Consider the following 16,152-nt stretch of genomic DNA (forward strand, 5'->3'; position numbering starts at 1 on the left):
TTGCCGACGGGCTGAATTTCGCGAAGCGAAACTCAGCCCGTCCGGCGTTTGAGGACACCGCGCGAAGCGCGGTACGGGGCCCGGGGCTCGCCCCGGTTTCGGGAAGGGGCGGGGCAGGGGACAGGCTCCGCGCAGCGGCCACCCACCCACAGCGTGCACGCATCCGTAGCGGGCACCTGCCCGGCGGGCACGCACCCGCAGCAGCCCCCGGCCCCCGGCCCCGCCCTCGACTCAGAGCTCCTCGCGGCTCGCCAGCGCCAGCGTCCGGCGGGCCCCCGCCACCACCGCCGCGTCGACGAAGCGGCCGTCCGGCAGGGCCAGCGCCCCCGCGTCCGACGCTGCCGCCTTCACGATGTCCTCGGCCGCTTCGATCTCCTCCTTCGTCGGGCGGAAGGCGCGTTCGATGACGGGGAGCTGGCGTGGGTGGATGGCCGCCCGGCCCAGGAAGCCGAGGGACCTGCCGTGGGAGCAGGAGGCGTAGAGGCCGTCGAGGTCGAGGATGTCCGGGAAGACCGACTGTGGCGGCGGCGCGAGACCCGCGGCCCTCGCGGCCATGACCGTACGGGTGCGGGGCCAGTCGAGACCGGCGTCGCCGCGGAGACCGAGGTCGGCGCGGAGATCCGACTCGCCGAGCGCGATGCCGGCGACGGCGTCGTGCGCGGTGGCGATCGCGTACGCGTGCTCCACGGCGAGCGCCGACTCGATGAGCGGGTACAGGGGAACGCCCGGTGCGCGGGCCGCGATCTGCTGGATGTCAGTGGCGTATGCGACCTTGGGGATACGCAGGGCACTCAGACCCGGCAGGCCGGCGAGTGCCTCGACGTCATGGGGGGAGTTGATGCGGACATGGACAGGGAGCGGCTGGGGGGACGACAGAAGTTCGGCCGTCGCGTCGAGGGCGTACGGCTTGCGGCCCTGGGCGACGGCGTCCTCGAGGTCGACGATGACGATGTCGGCCTCGGAGGCGATGGCCTTGCGTACCACCTCCGGGCGGTCGCCCGGGGCGTAGAGCCAGGTGAGGGGGATGGTCATAGTGCCCCTTGGGTGCGAAGTGCGGTGATGTCGGTGGGGGTAAGGCCGAGTTCGGTCAGGACCTCCTCGGTGTCCGCGCCGTGCGGCCGGCCGGCCCAGCGGATACGGCCGGGGGTCTCCGACAGCCGGAAGATGACGTTCTGCATACGCAGCGTGCCGAGTTCGGGGTCCGGTACGTCCGTGATGGTCCCGAGCGCCTGGTACTGCGGATCCTGCATGACGTCGCTGATGTCGTAGACGGGGGCGACGGCCGCCTCCGCCTTCTCGAACGCGTCGACCACCTCGTCGCGTGTCCGGCGGGCGATCCAGCCGCCGACGGCGTCGTCGAGTTCGCCTGCGTGTTCGGCGCGGCCGGTTCCGGTGGCGAACCACGGCTCCTCGACGAGCTCGGGCCGGCCCACAAGGTGCATGACGCGTTCCGCGACGGACTGGGCGGAGGTGGAGACGGCGAGCCAACTGCCGTCCACGGTGCGGTAGATGTTGCGCGGCGCGTTGTTGCGGGAGCGGTTGCCCGTGCGGGGCTGGACATAGCCGAGCTGGTCGTACCAGAGCGCCTGCGGGCCGAGTACGGCCAGGATCGGTTCGATGATCGCCATGTCGACGACCTGGCCGCGGCCGGTGGTGGCGCGGGCGGCGAGCGCGGTCATGACGGCATAGGCGGTGGCAAGGGCGGCGACGGAGTCGGCGAGGCCGAAGGGGGGGAGTGTCGGCGGACCTTCCGGTTCGCCGGTGGCGGCGGCGAAGCCGCTCATCGCCTCCGCGAGGGTGCCGAAACCGGGGCGGTGTGAGTACGGGCCGAACTGTCCGAAGCCGGTGACCCGGGCGAGGACCAGCCGGGGGTTGGCCGCGCTCAGTTCGTCCCAGCCGAGCCCCCATTTCTCCAGCGTGCCGGGGCGGAAGTTCTCGACGACCACATCGGCGGTCGCGGCGAGACGGAGCAGGGTCTCCCGGCCTCCGGGGGAGGACAGGTCGAGGGTGACGTTGCGCTTGTTGCGGCCGAGGACCTTCCACCACAGCCCGACACCGTTCTTGGCCGGGCCGTGGCCGCGTGACGGGTCGGGGCGGGTCGGGTGCTCGACCTTGATGACCTCGGCGCCGAAGTCACCGAGCATCGTGGCGCACAGGGGGCCGGCGAAGAGGGTCGCGAGGTCGAGGACTCGCAGGCCCTCCAGCGGAAGCCGACCCTCCGGGGGACGGTGACCTTCCGGGGGACGGTGACCCTCCGGCGGAAGGGGATTCGAGGGAAGGGGAGACGACGCAGGGCTCATGAGGCGGCGTCGATCTCGGAGCGGTACGGCATGGAAGAGGACGCTCCCGGGCGCTGGACGGACAGGGCGGCGGCCGCGCATGCCCAGGCCAGGCACTGCCTGATCGGCTTCTTCTCACCGAGGGCCACGGCCAGGGCGCCGACGAAGGTGTCGCCCGCCGCGGTGGTGTCCACGGCGTGGACGGCAGGTGCCGGGACGCTGATCGGCTCGGTGCCCCGGGCCGCGTACAGACAGCCCGCGGACCCCAGGGTGATGACCACCTCCGGGACCTGGCGCAGCAGTTCCTGTGCCGCGGAGCGGTGGTCGGCGATGCCGGTGAGGGTGGCGGCCTCGTGCTCGTTCGGCACCAGCAGATCGGTGGCGGCGAGGAGTTCGGGCGGCAGCGGCTGGGCGGGGGCGGGGGTGAGGACCGTCCGCACCCCGTGGCGGCGGGCTGCTTCTGCGCCGTCGAGGACGGCGCTGAGGGGGAGTTCGAGCTGGAGCAGCAGGGTGTCCGCGGTGGCGATGAGGGCTTCCTCGCCGGGGGCGAGGGCGGTGACGGTGCCGTTGGCGCCCGGGATGACGACGATGGCGTTGCCGCCCTCGTCGTCGACGACGATGTGCGCCGTGCCGGAGGGGCATTCGGAGGTCCGGAGCAGGTCGATGTCGACACCGCACGATTCGAGGGTGTGCCGCAGTTGGGGGCCGAAGGGGTCGGAGCCGACCGCGCCGATCATCGCGACCTCGCCGCCGGCGCGTGCCGCCGCGACGGCCTGGTTGGCGCCCTTGCCGCCGGGGACGGTGCGGAATTCGCGTCCCGTGACGGTCTCCCCGCGTTTCGGCGCGTGCGCCACGAAGGCGACGAGGTCCATGTTGGTGCTGCCGAGCACCACGATGCCTGTCATGGGCGGAGTGCCTCCTTGAGCGTGAGGTGGGCGAGCGTGTCGAAGCCGACGCCGTCGAACCCGGTGACGGAGGTGGCGAGCCGGTTCTTGAGCGGGGCGGTCCACCGGTCGGGCAGGGCGTCCGGCTGTCCGGCCAGCAGGCCCGCGAGCGATCCGGCCGTCGCACCGTTCGAGTCGGTGTCGAGCCCGCCGGACACGGCGCGGCAGATGGAACCGGTGAAGTCACCGTCGGCATGGGTGAGCGCGGCGACGAGCAGCGCGGCGTTGGGCAGCACATGCACCCAGTGGTAGGCCCCGTACACGGCGTGGACGCTGTCGACGGCGTCGGCGAAGTCGGCGTGCTCCCCGGCCGCCCGGACGCCGAAGCGCACGGCGGCGGCGAAGCGTGAGCGGGGCGGGACGACGGTGAGGCCGGCGGCGATCGCCGCGTGCACATCGGCGGTGCCGGTGGCCGCCGCGGCGATGGCGGCGGCGGTGAACATGGCGCCGTACACACCGTTCGCGGTGTGCGTGAGACAGGCGTCCCGGTACGCCTGCGCGGCGGCGGCCTCGGGCGCGCCGGGGTTGGTCCAGCCGTGGATGTCCGCGCGGATGGCCGCGCCGATCCATTCACGGAACGGGTTGTGGTGGGAGGCGGTCAGCGAGGGCTCGATGCCGCACAGGAGGTTGCGGTACGCGATGCGCTCCGCCGTGAACGTGCGCCCGGCCGGCAACTCGTCCAGCCACAGCCTGGCGACATCGTCGGTGGTGAAGTCCCTGCCGTGGCGCTGGAGGAGAAGAAGGCCGAGGAGCGGATAGTTGAGGTCGTCGTCCTCGGGCATGCCGTCGATGTTCTCCGCGAGGGAGGTGGCGGCGCTGCGCCGGTTCCAGGGATGGGCGGCGGCGAGCTCCGGCGGCAGACCCTTGGCGGTGAACCAGGTGGTGAGAGGCCAGTTGCCGGTGGCGCGGGCGATGTCGCGGATGGCGTGGAGCGGCAGCTTCTCGACGGGTTTGCCGAGCAGGCAGCCGGCGGCGCGCCCGAGCCAGGCGGCGTGCAGCGCGTCTCCGAGCCGGTGCGCCTGCCGTGGCAGGGGTGTGTCCGCCGGGCCGCGGGCGCGGGTCGTTCGCGTACCGCTGCCGACGACATCGGACGGCTCCACCGGCTTTCCCGGTTCCACCGGCTCTGGCGCCGCCGGCGGCCCGGACGCCGGGACGCCGGTGCCAGACTCGGCCATGAGGGCCTGCCGCGCTCTTCCGCCGCCTCCCGCGCCGTGGCCCTCGGCCGCCAGGGGCAGGTGGCAGGCTTCCGCGATGCCGGCAAGCGACACGGGCTCGTCGGCGGTCGACGGGCAGGGCAGGGCCGCCAGTTCGCCGAGCAGTTCCTCGGCCAGTGCCCGCAGCGCGCCCGGCGCGGGCGCCCGCGACGCCCCCGCACGCTCCGGGGCGAGCGCGCCGCCCGCAGCCAGCCAGCGGTCCCGGACCGGCGATCCGTCCCTGCCGTCCTCCTCCGCCTGCCTCAGTTCATGGCCGATCAGATCCTCCGGCTGGACCCAGGTCAGCCGCAGCGTCTGCGTCATCGTGCCGTGCCCGTGAGGGTGGCGAACGCCGTCTCGTGGGCCCTGCGGCGCTGGGTGTCCCGTTCGTGGATCTCCCGTGCGACCGCGGCCAGTTCGGCCGCCGGCGCGTGCAGGTCGACACGGCTGGCCTCCGCGACCTGCCGGGCCCACTCCTCCGGCACGGCCGCCTCGCCGCTCAGGGCGCCCGCGATCGCGCCGGCCATCGTCGCGATCGAGTCGCAGTCCCGCCCGTAGTTGACGGCCGACAGGACCGTACGGCGGAAGTCGCCGTCGTTGACGAGGAGCATTCCGAGCGCGATCGGGAGCTCCTCGATGGAGTGGAGGCGGGAGGGGCGGCGTGCGCCCAGTGACGGTGAGCGGTAGTCGGGGCCGACCGTGTCGAACGGCGCGACCGCCGCCCGCAGCGGCACCAGCGCCGACTCGAAGTCCGTGTGCCGCGCGGCCGCTTCGGCCACCGACTCGATCGCCGCCTGGGTGCCGTCCTTCGCCAGGGCCGTCGCCGCCTCGACGACGGAGGCCGGGGTGGCGCCCGGCAGGCACGCGGCGGCGACGGCGGCCGCGAACACTCCGGCCGCCTCCCGCCCGTAGGACGACTGGTGGGCGCCCGCGATGTCGACCGCCTCCGCGTAGGCGGCCGCGGGGTTGGCCGCGTTGACCAGCCCCACCGGCGCCATGTACATCGCCGCACCGCAGTTCACGATGTTTCCGCTGCCCGCCTCCCGCGGGTCGTGGTGCCCGTAGTGCAGCCGGGCGACGAGCCACTTCTCGGCGAGGAAGAGCCGCTGGAGGGGAATGGCCTCGGCCTCGAGTTCCGGGATCCAGCGGGGGTTGGTGATGAGGTCCGGGACGAGGTGGTCGGCGACGGCGTACGCGTCGAGGTGGTCGCGGACCGTGGCGTACACCCCGATCAGCGCGTGCGTCATCAGGGTGTCGTCGGTGATGTGCCCGTCACCCTTGTGGTACGGGGCGATGGGGCGTGCGGTGCGCCACTCGTCACCGTGCCAGGGGCCGACGATGCCGGTGACGCGGCCGCCGTGCCGTTCCACGATCTGGTCGGGGGTGTATCCCTCGACAGGGCCGCCCAGCGCGTCGCCGACCGCTGCGCCGACGAGGCTGCCGGTGATCCGGTCTTCGAGTGAGAGGGGATTCGTCGCCGCTGCTGCGGCCGTCTTCGTCGCCGCCGTGGTCGTCGTCATGTCGGAATTGTCCCCCTGGGGCGGCCGGCAACGGCGGACCTCGCGCCGGGGTTTCGGCTACCCGGTGGGCGGGACGGCACCCAGTGGCAGCCCTCCGGGCGCGCGGAGCGCCCTTTCGAGCAGGGCGGCGAGCTCGACGAGGTCCGTTCCCGCGAGACGGGGCAGCGCACAGCCGGCCAGGGTGCGGCAGGCGTCGCGCCAGGTGGCGGGCAGGGAAGTGCCGCCACCGAGCGCCCCGGTGAGCGCGCCCGCGAGGGCCGGCGCCGAGTCGGCGACGCGGGAGAGGCAGGCGGCCGCGGGCACGGCCTCCGCGACCTTGCCGCGCGCGGCGACGGCGACGGCGAGCGCGACCGGCACGGTCTCCGCGGCGGCGATGCCGTAGCTGTAGACATGGTCGACGATCTGGTGCTCGAGCAGCGGTACCAGCTCGAAGGCGCCCGACGCGTCGCGGGCGAGCCCGACCGCGTGGTGCGCGTTGCGGCCGATCTCCGTCGCCTCCGGGAGCTGGGCGAGCGCCGCGTCGACGGCCGCGTCCACGTCCGCGCCGCCGAGCGCGGCGGCGACGGCGGCGGCCATGGCGCGGGCCCCGTGGACCCCGTCGCCGTCCTGTGTGTACCGGGCGTCGAACTCGGCCAGCCCGGCGGCCGAGGCCGGGTCGCCCGGGTGGACGACGGCGAGCACGGCGGCCCGCACACAGGCGGCGTCGTCGAAGTAGTGCGGGTTGTCGTGGCCGGTGGCGGGAGGGCGCAGACCGGTGGCCAGGTTGCCGAGCCCGGCGCGCACGGAGATACGGGCGCGCAGCGGCAGCACGGCGGACTCGACCTCGGGAGCGCGCTCTGCGGCCGCGGCGACCTGGCCCGCGAGGGAGTTCCAGGCGACGTCGATCGCGGCCCGCATGCGGCGCTCCGGGGCGAGGCCGCGGAAGAGCTGGCCTGCGGCGGTGAGCACGGTCCCGGCGGCGAACGCCGCCCACTCGGCGTCGTCGGAGGGGCCCAGCCGGAGGGGCTCCGGTGGCTGGTTGAGCGCGATGGGGACGGGCAGGGTCGTCGTGGCGTTCTGCTCGGCGAAGGTGTCGAGCTCGCGGGTCAGACGCCGGGTCCACTCGGGCATCCGGGCGGCACGGTGCCGTGCGGCCGGCCATCCTGCGGCGTCACCGGCGGCGAGTCCCAGCAGGAGGCCCTCGATCCGGCGCGGTCCGTCCGGCGCGAGGTACTCCGTCCTGCGCGCCGGGCGCCCGCCGGGCCGGGCGGGCTTCGGTGCCGGCGTGCCGAGCGAGGTGCCGCGCGTGTGTCCCGTCTCGCCCGAGGGCCGGATGCCGAGGGCGGAGGCCGGAGCGTATCGCTGGGCGCGTGGCGCCGCCGCGCGGCCGGTCGCTGTGCCGTGAACGAGGACCACATCGGTGCTCCGCCTCCGGCTCGCGCTTCCGGTGTCGTCCGGGGATCCGGGCTTCGGGGTGTCGTGGATGTGGATCCGGTCGCCGGCGTCCCGCGTCCGGCCGGCGGCTTCGGTGGCGGGCGACGTGCCGGGCTTCGTGGTGTCGGGGACGGGGTCCGGGCCGGGGGTCATGCCGGGTCGTCCCCCTCGTCCGGGGTGAGCAGATCGGCGATGTCCAGGACGTGGTAGCCCCGCATGGAGGGGAGGCAGCTGCCGCGGACCGGGCCGATGGCCGATGCCCATTCCTCCGGGATCGCCGCGGTACCGGACACCGCGCCCGCCAGCGCGCCGGCGACCGCTGCCGTGGTGTCGGCGTCGCGGCCCATGTTGACCGCTGTCAGCACCGACGTACGGAAGTCGCCCCGTGCCGCGGCGAACGCGCCGAACGCGAGGCCCACCGCCTCGGGAGCCAGGTCCGTCCACGGGTAGCCGCCGATGACGACTGCGGAGCGGACCGCCCGTTCCATGGAGAGGGCGTCGGGGTACGTCCGTCCGGCGGCGACGACCGCGCGCCGCATGGAGCGGGCCGTCCACGAGTCCATGGGGACGACGGACAGCGCCGCGCCGATCACCCCCGCCGGGCCCGCGCCGCCCATGGCCGCCGCGACACCCGCCGCCACCGCCCGGCCGCCGTAGATGCCCTCGCCGTCGTGGCTGACGCTCCCGTCGACGGCCACCAGCCGTGCCGCTTCCGCGGGGCGGCCGGCGGCGAAGACGCCGAAGGGGGCGGCCCGCATCGCGAGACCGTCGCTCCACGCGTGCCGGTGCTGCGCGGAGATGGGGGCCGCGAGGCCCCTGCGGAGGTTCTCCAGAGTGCCGCGCTCGCTGAACCCCGCCCCGCGGAACGGTCCTTCGTCCAGGTCCGCGATCCACTCGTGCCACGCCGACTCGACATGCGCGACGGTCAGCGCGGAGCCATGGCGGGCGAGCAGCAGACCGGAGAAGATCGCGTACTCGGTGTCGTCGGTGCCCGCCGGGTCGTCGCTCACGAAACCCTCGATGCGGCCCCAGCGGCGGCGGATCTCGGAGGGGCGCAGGTTCTCGGCCGGGGCGCCGAGCGCGTCGCCGACCGCGAGGCCGAGGAGTGCTCCGCGGGCCCGGTCGAGCAGGGCGGCGGTGGAACCCGAGCCGGACGCTTCCAGCACTTCCATGAAGGTCCCCTTCGCGCGCGCGAGCCTTGTTCCTCGATCTGTGCCACGAGCCGCCCGCAATGAGTCGGAGGAACGTTTCTGTCACCCGCTTCGCCCAGTCTGCCGGCCAGGTAAGTAAAGCCTGCCTTGCTGGTACGCCCCTTACATCCGGCGTATCTTCGAGGACGACGAGGGGGGCGGGGCCGAAGGGCCGCTGCCGGAGGAAGGGGAGAGCTGTGTCCATCATCGAGACCGAGGCCACGCTGCACGAGGCGCACCGTGACAACCACACGCACCGCGATGTGAACGGTGGCTGGCTGCGTCCGGCGGTGTTCGGTGCGATGGACGGACTGGTCTCCAACCTGGCGCTGATGACCGGTGTGGCCGGTGGGGCGGTCTCGCAGCAGACCGTCGTCATCGCGGGACTCGCGGGACTCGCCGCCGGCGCCTTCTCCATGGCGGCCGGCGAGTACACCTCCGTCGCGTCCCAGCGTGAGCTGGTCGAGGCCGAACTGGACGTGGAGCGCCGGGAGTTGCGCAAGCATCCGGTCGACGAGATGGAAGAGCTGGCCGCCCTGTACGTGGCCCGCGGCGTGCAGCCGGCGCTCGCCCGCGAAGTGGCGATGCAGCTGTCCAAGGACCCCGAGCAGGCCCTCGAGATCCATGCCCGCGAGGAGCTGGGCATCGACCCGGACGACCTGCCCTCGCCGCTCGTCGCCGCCGTGTCCTCGTTCGGTTCGTTCGCGCTCGGAGCGCTTCTGCCGGTGCTGCCGTACCTCCTCGGCGCGAGCACGCTCTGGCCCGCGGTGCTGCTGGCGCTGGTCGGCCTGTTCGCGTGCGGCGCGCTGGTGGCGAAGGTCACGGCCCGCAGCTGGTGGTTCAGCGGCGTGCGCCAGCTCGCCCTCGGCGGCGCCGCCGCCGCGCTCACGTACGCCCTCGGCACTCTCATCGGGACAGCCGTCTGACGCCACCCCGGCCCGGCCTCGTCACCGCACCGGCTCCTGGTGGGAGCCGGTGCGTTCGCATTTCCGGCCCGCGTCCCGCACCCTGTGACGTACGTCCTGCCGCGAAGGCGCCCAGGGGTGAGACACTATGCATGGCACGACATAAGTAGCCGTTACTCGGTGGTTTCGAATCCGCAATCCCCGGGCATTAGCCGAAAACGCTGTGGGCAATGAAGCCTGCTCTGCGAGAGTCCTCCGGATACTGATTTGTCCGTTGTGACCCACCTTCACCGCCAGGGGCGGTGTCCGCATGCTGGAATGAGCTATCCGCTTCTCGAGAAGCCCTCCATCATGTAACCTGCACGAAATTTCGCGGAGGGCCAACGTCGTCCCTCGGCACTGCACATGCCACGACGACGACGGGAGAGCCGATGCGTTCCGACGCCTGGTCGCCCATGGACGGTCGCCCCGCCCCCCAGGGGATGTACGACCCCCGTAACGAACACGACGCCTGCGGTGTCGGGTTCGTGGCCACCCTCACCGGTGTTGCCAGCCATGAGTTGGTCGAGCAGGCGCTGACCGTACTGCGGAACCTCGAGCACCGCGGCGCCACCGGCTCCGAGCCCGACTCCGGCGACGGCGCGGGCATCCTGCTCCAGGTCCCCGACGCGTTCCTGCGCGAGGTCACCGCGTTCGAGCTGCCTCAGGCCGGCTCGTACGCCGTCGGAATCGCCTTCCTCCCGGCCGACGCGGAGGGCAACGAGACCGCCGTCTCGAAGATCGAGACGATCGCCGGCGAAGAGGGCCTCACCGTCCTCGGCTGGCGTGAGGTGCCCGTCACCCCCGACCTGCTCGGCAACGGCGCCCGCGCCACCATGCCCGCCTTCCGTCAGCTCTTCGTGGGCGACGGCAGCAGCGAGGGCATCGCGCTGGACCGCAAGGCGTTCGTGCTGCGCAAGCGCGCCGAGCGCGAGGCCGGCGTCTACTTCCCGTCGCTGTCCGCGCGCACCATCGTCTACAAGGGCATGCTGACCACCGGCCAGCTGGAGCCCTTCTTCCCGGACCTGTCCGACCGGCGCTTCGCCACGGCCGTCGCGCTCGTCCACTCGCGGTTCTCCACGAACACGTTCCCGAGCTGGCCGCTGGCCCACCCGTACCGCTTCGTCGCGCACAACGGTGAGATCAACACGGTCAAGGGCAACCGGAACTGGATGCGCGCCCGTGAGTCGCAGCTCGCCTCCAAGCTGTTCAACTCCGGCGCCGGCAAGATCGACCGGATCTTCCCCGTCTGCACCCCGGACGCCTCCGACTCCGCCTCCTTCGACGAGGTCCTGGAGCTGCTCCACCTCGGCGGCCGTTCACTGCCGCACTCGGTGCTGATGATGGTCCCCGAGGCGTGGGAGAACCACGACTCCATGGACCCCGCCCGGCGCGCCTTCTACCAGTACCACTCCACGATGATGGAGCCCTGGGACGGCCCCGCCTGCGTGACCTTCACCGACGGCGTCCAGGTCGGCGCGGTCCTCGACCGCAACGGTCTGCGCCCCGGCCGCTACTGGGTCACCGACGACGGCCTCGTCGTCCTCTCCTCCGAGGTCGGCGTCCTCGACATCGACCCGGCCAAGGTCGTCCGCAAGGGCCGCCTGCAGCCCGGCAAGATGTTCCTCGTCGACACCGCGGAGCACCGCATCATCGAGGACGACGAGATCAAGTCCGCCCTCGCCGCCGAGCACCCCTACCAGGAGTGGCTGGAGGCCGGTGAGATCGAGCTCGAGGACCTCCCCGAGCGCGAGCACATCGTCCACACCCACGCCTCCGTCACCCGCCGCCAGCAGACCTTCGGCTACACCGAGGAAGAGCTGCGCGTCATCCTCGCGCCGATGGCCCGCACCGGCGGCGAGCCGCTCGGCTCCATGGGCACGGACTCGCCGATCGCGGCCCTCTCCGAGCGCCCGCGGCTGCTCTTCGACTACTTCACCCAGCTGTTCGCGCAGGTCACCAACCCGCCGCTGGACGCCATCCGCGAGGAGCTCGTCACCTCGCTGTACTCCTCGCTCGGCCCCCAGGGCAACCTGCTTGAGCCGACCGCGGCGTCCTGCCGCAGCGTCACGCTGCCCTTCCCGGTGATCGACAACGACGAGCTGGCCAAGCTCATCCACATCAACGCCGACGGCGACATGCCCGGAATGAAGGCGGCCACCCTGGCCGGCCTCTACCGGGTCTCCGGCGGCGGCGACGCGCTCGCCGCCCGTATCGAGGCGATCTGCGGCGAGGTCGACGCGGCCATAGAGGACGGCGCCCGCCTGATCGTCCTCTCCGACCGGCACTCGGACGCCGAGCACGCGCCCATCCCGTCGTTGCTGCTCACCTCCGCCGTCCACCACCACCTCATCCGCACCAAGCAGCGCACCCAGGTGGGCCTGCTGGTCGAGGCCGGTGACGTCCGCGAGGTCCACCATGTCGCCCTGCTCATCGGCTACGGCGCCGCCGCGGTCAACCCGTACCTCGCGATGGAGTCCGTCGAGGACCTGGTCCGCGCCGGCACCTTCATCGAGGGCCTCGAGCCCGAGCAGGCCATCCGGAACCTGATCTACGCCCTCGGCAAGGGCGTCCTCAAGGTCATGTCCAAGATGGGCATCTCCACGGTCGCCTCCTACCGCGGCGCGCAGGTCTTCGAGGCCGTCGGTCTCGACGAGGCCTTCGTCGACAAGTACTTCAACGGCACCGCCACCAAGATCGGCGGCGCCGGACTCGACATCGTCGCCAAGGAGGTCGCCGCCCGGCACGCCAAGGCCTACCCGGCCTCCGGCATCGCCGCCACGCACCGCGCCCTGGAGATCGGCGGCGAGTACCAGTGGCGCCGCGAGGGCGAGCCGCACCTCTTCGACCCGGAGACGGTCTTCCGCCTGCAGCACGCCACGCGCAACAAGCGGTACGACATCTTCAAGAAGTACACGGACCGTGTGAACGAGCAGTCCGAGCGGCTGATGACACTGCGCGGCCTGTTCGCCCTGAAGACCGCCGACGGCACCTCGGGCCGCGAGCCGATCTCCGTCGACGAGGTCGAGCCCGTCTCCGAGATCGTCAAGCGCTTCTCCACCGGCGCCATGTCGTACGGCTCCATCTCCAAGGAGGCGCACGAGACCCTCGCCATCGCCATGAACCAGCTGGGCGGCAAGTCCAACACCGGTGAGGGCGGCGAGGACCCGGAGCGTCTGTACGACCCGGAGCGGCGTTCGTCGATCAAGCAGGTCGCCTCCGGCCGCTTCGGCGTGACGAGCGAGTACCTGGTCAACGCCGACGACATCCAGATCAAGATGGCCCAGGGCGCCAAGCCCGGCGAGGGCGGTCAGCTTCCGGGGCACAAGGTGTACCCGTGGGTCGCCAAGACCCGGCACTCGACCCCGGGCGTCGGTCTGATCTCGCCGCCGCCGCACCACGACATCTACTCCATCGAGGACCTGGCTCAGCTGATCCACGACCTCAAGAACGCCAACCCGGCCGCCCGCATCCATGTGAAGCTGGTCTCCGAGGTCGGCGTCGGCACGGTCGCCGCCGGTGTCTCCAAGGCCCACGCGGACGTCGTCCTGATCTCCGGCCACGACGGCGGTACGGGTGCCTCCCCGCTGACCTCCCTGAAGCACGCGGGCGGCCCCTGGGAGCTCGGCCTCGCCGAGACCCAGCAGACCCTGCTGCTCAACGGCCTGCGCGACCGGATCGTCGTCCAGACCGACGGCCAGCTCAAGACCGGCCGCGACGTCGTCATCGCCGCGCTGCTCGGCGCCGAGGAGTTCGGTTTCGCGACCGCCCCGCTCGTCGTCTCCGGCTGCGTCATGATGCGCGTCTGCCACCTGGACACCTGCCCGGTCGGCATCGCCACCCAGAACCCGGTCCTGCGCGAGCGGTTCTCCGGCAAGGCCGAATTCGTCGTCAACTTCTTCGAGTTCATCGCTCAGGAGGTCCGCGAGATCCTGGCCGAGCTGGGCTTCCGCAGCATCGAGGAGGCCGTCGGCCACGCCGAACTGCTCGACACCGACCGGGCCGTCGACCACTGGAAGGCACAGGGCCTCGACCTCGCGCCGCTGTTCCACGTGCCCGAACTGCCCGACGGCGCGGTGCGCCACCAGGTCGCCGAGCAGGACCACGGACTGGAGAAGGCCCTCGACAACGAGCTCATCGAGCTCGCCGCGGAGGCGCTGAACGCCGCCACGGCAGAGGACGCCCAGCCGGTTCGCGGCCAGGTCGCCATCCGGAACATCAACCGGACCGTGGGCACCATGCTCGGCCACGAGGTGACGAAGAAGTTCGGCGGCGCGGGCCTGCCCGACGACACCATCGACATCACCTTCACCGGCTCCGCCGGCCAGTCCTTCGGCGCGTTCGTGCCGCGCGGCATCACGCTGCGCCTCGAGGGCGACGCCAACGACTACGTAGGCAAGGGCCTCTCCGGCGGCCGTGTGATCGTCCGTCCCGACCGGGGCGCCGACCACCTGGCCGAGTACTCGACCATCGCCGGCAACACCATCGCCTACGGCGCCACCGGCGGCGAGCTGTTCCTGCGCGGCCGGACCGGCGAGCGCTTCTGCGTCCGCAACTCCGGTGCGCTGGTGGTCTCCGAAGGCGTGGGCGACCACGGCTGCGAGTACATGACCGGCGGACACGCGGTCGTCCTCGGTGAGACGGGCCGCAACTTCGCGGCCGGCATGTCCGGTGGCATCGCATACGTGATCGACCTCGACCGGGACAACGTCAACTCTGGCAACCTCGGCGCGATCGAGGCCCTGGACGAGACCGACAAGCAGTGGCTGCACGATGTCGTGCGCCGCCACTTCGAGGAGACCGGCTCGACCGTCGCCGAGAAGCTTCTCGCCGACTGGTCCGTGAGCGTGGACCGCTTCAGCAAGATCATCCCGACCACGTACAAGGCAGTGCTCGCCGCCAAGGACGCCGCTGAGCTCGCCGGTCTCTCCGAGCAGGAGACCACCGAGAAGATGATGGAGGCGGCGACCAATGGCTGACCCCAAGGGCTTCCTGACCACCGGGCGCGAGGTCGCCGAGACCCGCCCCGTCGAGGAACGCGTCAAGGACTGGAACGAGGTCTACGTCCCCGGCTCCCTGCTGCCGATCATCAGCAAGCAGGCCGGCCGGTGCATGGACTGCGGCATCCCGTTCTGCCACAACGGCTGCCCGCTCGGGAACCTCATCCCCGAGTGGAACGACTACGCCTACCGCGAGGACTGGGGCGCCGCCTCCGAGCGGCTGCACGCCACCAACAACTTCCCGGAGTTCACCGGCCGTCTGTGCCCGGCGCCCTGTGAAGCGGCGTGTGTGCTCGGCATCAACCAGCCCGCCGTCACCATCAAGAACGTCGAAGTCTCCATCATCGACAAGGCGTGGGACTCCGGTGACGTCACCCCGCAGCCGCCGGAGCGCCTCTCCGGCAAGACCGTCGCCGTCATCGGCTCCGGCCCGGCCGGCCTCGCGGCCGCGCAGCAGCTGACCCGCGCCGGCCACACGGTCGTCGTGTACGAGCGCGCCGACCGCATCGGCGGGCTCCTGCGCTACGGCATCCCCGAGTTCAAGATGGAGAAGGTGCACATCAACCGCCGCATCGAGCAGATGCGCGCGGAAGGCACCAAGTTCCGCACCGAGGTCGAGATCGGCAAGGACATGCCGGCCGACGCGCTGCGCCGCCGCTACGACGCGGTCGTCGTCGCGGCCGGTGCCACCGTCTCCCGCGACCTGCCCGTGCCGGGCCGTGAACTGAACGGCATCCACTTCGCCATGGAGTACCTGCCGCTCGCCAACAAGGTGCAGGAGGGCGACTTCGTGGCGCCTCCCATCACCGCGGAGGGCAAGCACGTCGTCGTCATCGGCGGCGGCGACACCGGCGCGGACTGCGTGGGCACCGCCCACCGGCAGGGGGCGGCGTCCGTCACCCAGCTGGAGATCATGCCGCGCCCGGGCGAGGAGCGGAACGCCAACCAGCCGTGGCCGACCTTCCCGATGCTCTACAAGGTCACCTCCGCGCACGAGGAGGGCGGCGAGCGGGTCTACTCCGTCTCCACCACCCACTTCGAGGGCGACGAGGACGGCAACGTCCAGGCACTGCACCTCGTGGAGGTGGAGTTCAAGGACGGCAAGCTGGAGCAGAAGCCCGGCACCGAGCGCCGCATCCCGGCGCAGCTGGTCACCCTGGCGATGGGCTTCACCGGCATCGACCGGTCCAACGGCATGGTCGAGCAGTTCGGCCTCGACCTCGACGAGCGCGGCAACGTGGCGCGTGACGCGGACTTCGCAACGAACGTCGACGGTGTCTTCGTCGCGGGCGACGCCGGCCGCGGTCAGTCGCTGATCGTGTGGGCGATCGCCGAGGGCCGCTCGGCGGCGCGCGGCGTGGACCGCTACCTGACGGGCGCGAGTGCGCTGCCGGCGCCGATCCGGCCGACGGACCGCGCGCTGACGGTCTGACGGCCCGACCGGGCTGTCGGTCCGACCGGTCCCGGCCCGCGGACCGTGCGCTGACGGTCCGCCCCACTAAACGTCCCGTACAACGGCGTACGGAACTGAACACGGCGCCTGCCTGTCCCCGACCGGACCATGGCAGGCGCCGTGGTGTGTGCGGGGGGCGAGGTGGCCGCTGCGCGGGGCCGTTCCCCTACCCGCCCCTTCCATAACCGGGAGCTCCGCCCGGACCCGGTACCGCCC

10 protein-coding genes are annotated in these 16,152 nt (G+C 72.3%); 3 read left to right on the top strand and 7 right to left on the bottom strand.

All coding sequences use genetic code 11. The annotated features are described in order from the left end of the window. Positions 1–231 precede the first annotated feature (231 nt). Genes ACWGH4_RS16005 through ACWGH4_RS16035 form a run of 7 tightly spaced genes read right to left on the bottom strand, consistent with a single transcriptional unit; the run spans position 232 to position 8,521 of the window. Positions 232–1,032 (bottom strand): HpcH/HpaI aldolase/citrate lyase family protein, encoded by an 801-nt coding sequence (locus tag ACWGH4_RS16005; protein ID WP_453460745.1) that lies wholly within the window; start codon positions 1,030–1,032, stop codon positions 232–234. Beyond that, complete coding sequence (locus tag ACWGH4_RS16010) at positions 1,029–2,300, bottom strand: CaiB/BaiF CoA transferase family protein (RefSeq protein WP_453460748.1); 1,272 nt, start codon at positions 2,298–2,300, stop codon at positions 1,029–1,031. The genes ACWGH4_RS16005 and ACWGH4_RS16010 overlap by 4 nt, the downstream gene beginning before the upstream one ends. Further along, on the bottom strand, positions 2,297–3,184 hold the full coding sequence (rbsK, locus tag ACWGH4_RS16015; protein ID WP_453460751.1) for a ribokinase: 888 nt from the start codon (positions 3,182–3,184) through the stop codon (positions 2,297–2,299). The genes ACWGH4_RS16010 and rbsK overlap by 4 nt, the downstream gene beginning before the upstream one ends. Beyond that, on the bottom strand, positions 3,181–4,740 hold the full coding sequence (locus tag ACWGH4_RS16020) for an ADP-ribosylglycohydrolase family protein (RefSeq protein ID WP_453460754.1): 1,560 nt from the start codon (positions 4,738–4,740) through the stop codon (positions 3,181–3,183). The genes rbsK and ACWGH4_RS16020 overlap by 4 nt, the downstream gene beginning before the upstream one ends. Then, positions 4,737–5,936: an ADP-ribosylglycohydrolase family protein gene (locus ACWGH4_RS16025; RefSeq protein WP_453460757.1), complete on the bottom strand. Its 1,200-nt coding sequence runs from the start codon at positions 5,934–5,936 to the stop codon at positions 4,737–4,739. Before ACWGH4_RS16025 ends, ACWGH4_RS16020 begins: the two co-directional genes overlap by 4 nt. A 57-nt stretch (positions 5,937–5,993) precedes the next feature. Next, complete coding sequence (locus ACWGH4_RS16030) at positions 5,994–7,502, bottom strand: ADP-ribosylglycohydrolase family protein (protein WP_453460760.1); 1,509 nt, start codon at positions 7,500–7,502, stop codon at positions 5,994–5,996. Continuing rightward, positions 7,499–8,521, bottom strand: a complete 1,023-nt coding sequence (locus ACWGH4_RS16035) for an ADP-ribosylglycohydrolase family protein (RefSeq protein WP_441264350.1) — start codon at positions 8,519–8,521, stop codon at positions 7,499–7,501. The genes ACWGH4_RS16030 and ACWGH4_RS16035 overlap by 4 nt, the downstream gene beginning before the upstream one ends. A gap of 215 nt (positions 8,522–8,736) precedes the next feature. Here ACWGH4_RS16035 and ACWGH4_RS16040 point away from each other — a divergent pair, with 215 nt between their 5' ends. The 3 genes from ACWGH4_RS16040 (at position 8,737) to ACWGH4_RS16050 (ending at position 15,915) form a co-directional block, all read left to right on the top strand. After that, the gene (locus tag ACWGH4_RS16040; RefSeq protein WP_441264351.1) at positions 8,737–9,465 is read left to right on the top strand and encodes a VIT1/CCC1 transporter family protein; all 729 of its coding nucleotides are present in this window, start codon (positions 8,737–8,739) and stop codon (positions 9,463–9,465) included. A 410-nt stretch (positions 9,466–9,875) separates the two neighbouring features. Next, a complete protein-coding gene (gene gltB, locus ACWGH4_RS16045; protein WP_453460764.1) occupies positions 9,876–14,462 on the top strand; it encodes a glutamate synthase large subunit in 4,587 nt (1,528 codons plus the stop codon). Next, on the top strand, positions 14,455–15,915 hold the full coding sequence (locus ACWGH4_RS16050) for a glutamate synthase subunit beta (protein WP_453460767.1): 1,461 nt from the start codon (positions 14,455–14,457) through the stop codon (positions 15,913–15,915). Before gltB ends, ACWGH4_RS16050 begins: the two co-directional genes overlap by 8 nt. Positions 15,916–16,152: the final 237 nt, after the last annotated feature.

It is taken from the genome of Streptomyces sp. NPDC054847 (genome assembly GCF_053610925.1).